Raw genomic sequence first — 6,331 nt, 5'->3', positions numbered from 1 at the left:
CTCAAGATGAGATTTCCCATTACGCAAGTAAGTAAGATCCCTCAAAGACGATGAGGTAGATAGGTTCGAGGTGGAAGCGCGGCGACGTGTGCAGCTGACGAATACTAATCGATCGAGGACTTAACCACAAATTTTGAATGGCTTTCAATGGCCCGTTTATCCAGTTTTGAGTGAACAAGAAATAGTTTTTTAATAAAATTAAAAACGCTTGTAAATCTCGTGATACTTGATATAATAAGTCTTGTCTTAAAAAAGAATACCCAGTCCAGTGATAATGGCAAAGAGGTCACACCCGTTCCCATACCGAACACGGAAGTTAAGCTCTTTAGCGCCGATGGTAGTTGGGGGTCTCCCCCTGCAAGAGTAGGACGTCGCTAGGCTTTTTTTTATTTTTCCGAAGTAGCTCAGTGGTAGAGCAATCGACTGTTAATCGATTGGTCGTAGGTTCGAGTCCTACCTTCGGAGCCATCTTTATACTTCTATAGATAGCAGATTGATTTTCTATAGTAAAGAAGAGGTTTTAAAGATTCCATTATTACATATTGAAAAAAACCTTTTTAAGCCATTGTTCTCTTGAGTTAACTACTTGAGAGAAGAATGGCTTTTTTGTATTGATTAAAGTTTGAAAAATAAATCTAAATTAACTGAAAAATGAGAAAAAATAACTATTTAATAATTCATCAATACTCCGAATGGATTATTTTCCAATAAAAGATAGTATGACATAATATAGAAATGAAAGCGCTATCTTTCTGAAATGACTTTAGTGCTTTTATAAAAAACGAATCTAGGGGGATTTTTGTGGGGAAGAGAAACACTACACGCAATGTTTTTATCTGGCTTTTATTTTTTACGATGATTATGCAAACGATTGCACCTACAATGCTATTTCAACCGACTATAGCAAAAGCTGAAGAAAAAACAGTTACACTTGTCGGTGATCTTCAAAGTGAGTTTGGAGCACCTGTGGATTGGAATCCAGCTGCTATTGAAACTTCTATGAAGCTTCAAGCGAATGGAAAGTACAAGTTGACAGGTAAGCTTCCAGCAGGAAATTATGAATACAAAATTGCTATTAACGGTTCCTGGGATGAAAACTATGGAGTTGATGGAATAGCTGGTGGGGATAATTATAAACTCACTATTGATAGCGAAAAAGAAGTAACGTTTGTTTATGATGACACTACACATAAAGTAATAATTCAAGAACCATTACCAGAAGCACAAACACCTCGAATCGTTGGGGATATTCAGCCAGAAATTGGGGCAGGTGGAGAGTGGTCACCAGGTGAATCCACTGCATTAATGCAAGATGAAAATGTAGACAATATCTATACGTACACAGTGCAAGTACCAAAAGGAAAACATGAGTTCAAAATTGTATTAGGAAACAATTGGGATCCCCCAACATTTCCTTCTAATAATTTCGTTCTTACTGTTATAAAAGACTCAACAGTGACCTTCTTTTATAACCATGATACAAAAGAAGTTTATACCGATTACGATGCAGGACTCCCTGATGGAAGCATTATAGGAGATAAACTTTTTCATGATACATGGAATGAAGCATTCCGCGCGCCATTTGGTGCAATAAAGGCTGGGGACGATGTAACATTGCGTCTGCAAACAAAAAAAGGTGATTTATCATCGGCTAAACTCTTGTTGAGAAACTACAATACAGGTAACACTATTGTAAAAGACATGGTAAGTGCAGGTTGGACAACTGTTGATGGAAATGAAATTGAGTTATGGGAAGCAACTGTTACACCAAACGATAAAGGTGTGTATGGCTACAAATTTATTGCTCGAGATGGAGAAGCGGTAAAAGAGTACGGGGAAGACACACAAGAAGGTGGACAAGGGTCGACGAGCGATACAAATGCGAGTTTATTCCAGATGACGGTCTATGATCCTTCTTATAAAACACCAGACTGGATGAAAGAATCTGTTGTCTATCAAATTTTCCCGGACCGATTTTTCAATGGCAACAAGAAAAACGATGATAGTAAAACGACTGCTCGTGGAACGGAACCAATTGAGCATCAGGAGTGGAGTGAGCTTCCTGATAATCCAAGACAAGCTGAAACAGAAGGTTACTCGGGTGACGAAATATGGTCGAACGACTTCTTTGGTGGAGACATCGCAGGGATACAAAAAAAACTTGATTACATCCAATCACTTGGCGTAAACACGTTATATCTGAACCCAATCGCGTACGCGGCGTCGAACCATAAGTATGATGCAGCGGATTTCAAAGCAATCGATCCAATGTTTGGAACACCTGAAGAATTTAAAAGTTTTACGAAAGAACTAAAGAAACGTAAGATGCACCTTATTTTAGATGGAGTATTCAACCATGTAGGCGATGACTCTATTTATTTTGATCGTTATGGAAAATACGAAACTGTAGGGGCTTATGAATATTGGTCAAGTATCTATGATCTTATGAATAAAAATCAAGACTTGTCAGAAGAAGATGCGATAAACCAAATAGAAGAAAAATTAGTAGCAGAAGGACAGCAGTTCAGCGCTTATGGTTTTCATAATTGGTTTAACATTGAAAATGAAAAAGTAAATGGTGTATACAAATATCAAGCGTGGTGGGGATTTGATTCTCTTCCTGAAATTAAGTCCGTGCCGGGTGAAGCAGTAGACTATGATTCAGAGTTAAATAACAAAGAGTTCGCAGATTACATCATGTACAGTAAGGATTCCGTTGCAAAATCTTGGCTTGATAGCGGTGCTTCTGGATGGCGATTAGATGTAGCGAACGAAGTGGATACCGAGTTTTGGAGAGAATTCCGTAAAGAACTTAAAACAGATGAAAAAGAAGAACCACTTATCCTTGGTGAGATTTGGGATGATGCATCTGAATACTTCCTTGGAGATTTGTATGATTCTGTTATGAACTATCGTTTCCGCGGGGCAATGATTGATTATCTTAAAAACGGCAATGCAAAAGGGGCAGAAAATCAGCTGAACGCGGTATTTGAAGACTACCCACAAGAGGCATTTTATTCCTTGATGAACTTGATGGGATCTCACGATACACCACGTGCAGCATTCGTATTAGGAAATGGAACTGATTCTTTTGAACAAGCAGAACTTGATCCGAACTACAATCATGACTTGGGTGTTGAACGATTAAAGATTGCGTCTATTTTACAAATGGGCTATGCCGGTGCTCCAACCGTATATTATGGAGACGAAGCAGGTGTAACAGGTTCTAAGGATCCTGATGACCGTAGAACATATCCTTGGGGTCATGAAGATAAAGACCTTGTAAAGCACTACGAGAAAATAGGTAAAGTGAGAAGCGACTTCCATCATCTATTCAGCTATGGTGAGTTAAATCACTTGTATGCTAAAGATGATGTATTAGCTTATACACGTTCTGATCAAAAAAATGTGGCGCTTATCATTACAAACCGTGGCAGTGAAAGTAAGACGATAGAATTAGACGTGAAAAAACTTATTGTCAATAACGTTAACCTTATTGATCAGCTAGATAAGAAATATAAAGCGACAGTAAAAAATGGAATGCTGTCAGTTACAGTGCCAGCAATGAATGGTCGAATGCTCGTTTCTGACAAAGGACAAAACTTAAAGAGTCCCGATGTTGTCTCAAAAATAAAAGCAACTGAAAGCAGTCATTCCGTCAATCTTTCATGGAAAGGGCATGGAGATAGCTTTGCAATTTATCAGACAACCATATCAGGTGCTTTTTATGAAAAAGTTGCGACAACTAAGGAAAGAAAATTAAAGATTGATGGATTAGATAACGGAAGAAACTATTATTTCGCAGTCGTTGCCATTGATAAAGATGGAAATGAATCCGTAAAAACTGAAATAAATAAAGCGGCTGTTCCACATGTTGAATTAACAGAAGGGAATTTTGAAATTGAAAATCTTTCTGTACTTCAAGATGACGTAATTGATTTGTCTAAAGCGCAAGAGGTCTTAGTAGATATACTAATTAAAGGTGAAACAGAAAGTGATTTAGCGGAAGGTTTACAAGCTGAACTGCAAGTCAAAGAGCCTGGGAAAGAAAGCTGGATGTCATATAAAGCGAACTATACCAGCCAAAATAATCAAACCAATCAATTCAACAGTTCATTCCTACCGTTCTACGAAGGGACGTACGAATATCGTTATGCATTCTCAACGGATCTAGGACGAAACTGGGTGACGAGTGAAACGAAAACTGTCTCATTTACTAAAGGGCAAGATGTAACTGCCCCGGCGTCATCAGTAATGTTAGAGCAACCGACACAAGAATCAGGACAAGTGAATCTAAAATGGTCGGTTAAAGAGTCGAATGAACCATATCTATACACAATTGTTCGTGATGGAGAAGTGATTGCCCAATTACTTGATACAAATGCGAATACCTACAAAGATATGAACGTTATAAATGGAAAGAGTTATTCATATGAAGTCTATATTTATGACAAAGCTGGTAACCGTGTGGAATCAAACACTATTAGTGTGATACCCGATTTAGTATTGGTAAAAGTAACAATGAAAGTCAATGCACCGTCTTACACTCCACAAGGTATCGATCTTACGATGCCGGGAAGTAAAAATGGTTGGAATACAGGTGCTTGGAAGATGACACGTGGTGGAGCTGTAACGAATGACTATGAATATTCGTTTGAAGCACAAGAAGGGGAAGTAATCACTTACAAGTATGCAAAAAATAATTCATGGGATCAAGAGGGTCTTGCGGATCACACACCAGGAAACGTAAATGATGATGATGTGAGCTTTTACGGTTATGGGGCACCAGGAACAGACTTGAGTTTTGTTGTCACTAACCAAGGTGGTAACGAAATGGTTGTTCAAGATAAGATTTTACGTTGGATGGATATGCCTGTTGTTGTAACGTCACATACCAATGGACAAAGCGTTACGACTGACACGATCACGCTAAAAGGCAATGCAATCAAAGAAGGCGTTTTAACAATTAACGGAGAAGCAGTCACGATTAACGATGATATGACGTTCTCGCACACGATTAACTTGCAAGAGGGTGCGAATGAGCTGAATATTCGAATTGAACCGTCAGAAGAAAATAAAACTACTATCTTTAAAAATGATGGTGGTGCAATTGCCAAAAATACAAAAGTTATCATGATGTCTATCATTAAGAATTAACAAAAATGAGAGCTGCCGAAAAGGCAGCTCTTATTTTTAATGAAAACAGGCTTACTAGGTATGATTTTACAACCTAGTAAGCCTGTTGAATTCATTCATTCATTCATTAATTTGATTAATAATCAATCGTACTCAATAATTCTTTAATTTCACGATATGCCTCCGGTGTCACATCAGTTGATTTGGCTTTTTCTAAATGCATTAATGCATCATCAAGATGTTTTTGTGATTCTTCTAATTGATTAATATCACGATGATGAATGGACTGCGTGATTTTATTAATCAAAATTTGGCTCAGTGAATGGCTTAGGTTTCCAGATTCACTATGTTGGTTAACGACCTCAAGCGTTTCTTCATGTGTGTTTTTTTCAGAAACCTGAATTCTCATCAAGCTTGATCCTTTAGAGTAATAAACGTCGCCATCATCTCCTAGTGTCATTAGTTCTGTTGAAGATAATGTTTCATACTCGAGGGTTCCTGGATCTATAACCGTTATTTTTCCTGCTAATGTCGTGTACATCAAACCGTCGTCACTAAAACGAATTTGAATTGGTCTCCAACGTCCATAATCAGTCACTTCAGGATAAATGTTTTTGCTTTTTACAATATCTAACGATTCAGGTTCCATTGCAAAGATAGTACCGCCAGTCGCTGACCAAAGCAATCCATCAGGTCCGAGCTTCATACCACTAATTAATTTTGGTTGTACTGTTACTCCTGGTATCTCCGGTACAAATTCCTCCCCTACTGTTTCAGTAGCGATATCCCAAACAAAGATTTTCGCAGCAACTTCAGTTGGATCGATGCCTAGTCCACCAGCTACAGTAGTTGAACCATATAGCTTTCCATCTTTTTCAGCAAGCCCAGCAATAGATTGATTGTTGATCACGTTGCTAAAAACTTTTGTGTTTGCTAAATTATTCGGGTCAAGCACTGTTAATCCTCCACCAAGAACACCGTACCCGGGAATGGTGCCAATATAAAGTTTGTTCTGGACGGGGGTCATTATAAATGGTCGGTCTTCATTTTCAATATCGTAAATTTTCTTTAATCCACTCGTATCCGATAAAGGCTTTGTGGTATCTAATTCATACATCACCGCACTTGGGTAGACTCCGAAATACATTTTGTCCCCAATTGCAGCCATTCCTTCAGCTTGTCCGAGTGTAAATGA

The 6,331-nt window shown here is 38.2% G+C and carries 2 protein-coding genes, 1 tRNA gene and 2 rRNA genes; 4 read left to right on the top strand and 1 reads right to left on the bottom strand.

Translation table 11 applies throughout. The features are described 5' to 3' along the window. From WBG45_RS09695 to WBG45_RS09680, 4 genes are all read left to right on the top strand, one after another. A 23S ribosomal RNA gene (locus WBG45_RS09695) occupies positions 1-128 on the top strand; the annotation flags it as partial. A gap of 136 nt (positions 129-264) precedes the next feature. Beyond that, positions 265-380: ribosomal RNA gene (gene rrf, locus WBG45_RS09690) — 5S ribosomal RNA — on the top strand. 13 nt (positions 381-393) lie between these two features. Beyond that, positions 394-468: transfer RNA gene (locus WBG45_RS09685), tRNA-Asn, on the top strand. Between the two features lie 333 nt (positions 469-801). Next, a complete protein-coding gene (locus WBG45_RS09680) occupies positions 802-5,157 on the top strand; it encodes an alpha-amylase family glycosyl hydrolase (protein WP_424414080.1) in 4,356 nt (1,451 codons plus the stop codon). 115 nt (positions 5,158-5,272) lie between these two features. Here the strand turns inward: WBG45_RS09680 and WBG45_RS09675 are convergent. After that, positions 5,273-6,331 (bottom strand): FIMAH domain-containing protein (locus WBG45_RS09675; RefSeq protein ID WP_424414078.1); only part of this gene is annotated, 1,059 nt, incomplete at its 5' end.

The organism is Paenisporosarcina sp., from assembly GCF_049671445.1.
GTDB lineage: Bacteria > Bacillota > Bacilli > Bacillales_A > Planococcaceae > Paenisporosarcina.
The sequence above is the reverse complement of the archived record's forward strand: the minus strand, read 5'-3'. Positions and strand labels throughout refer to the sequence as shown.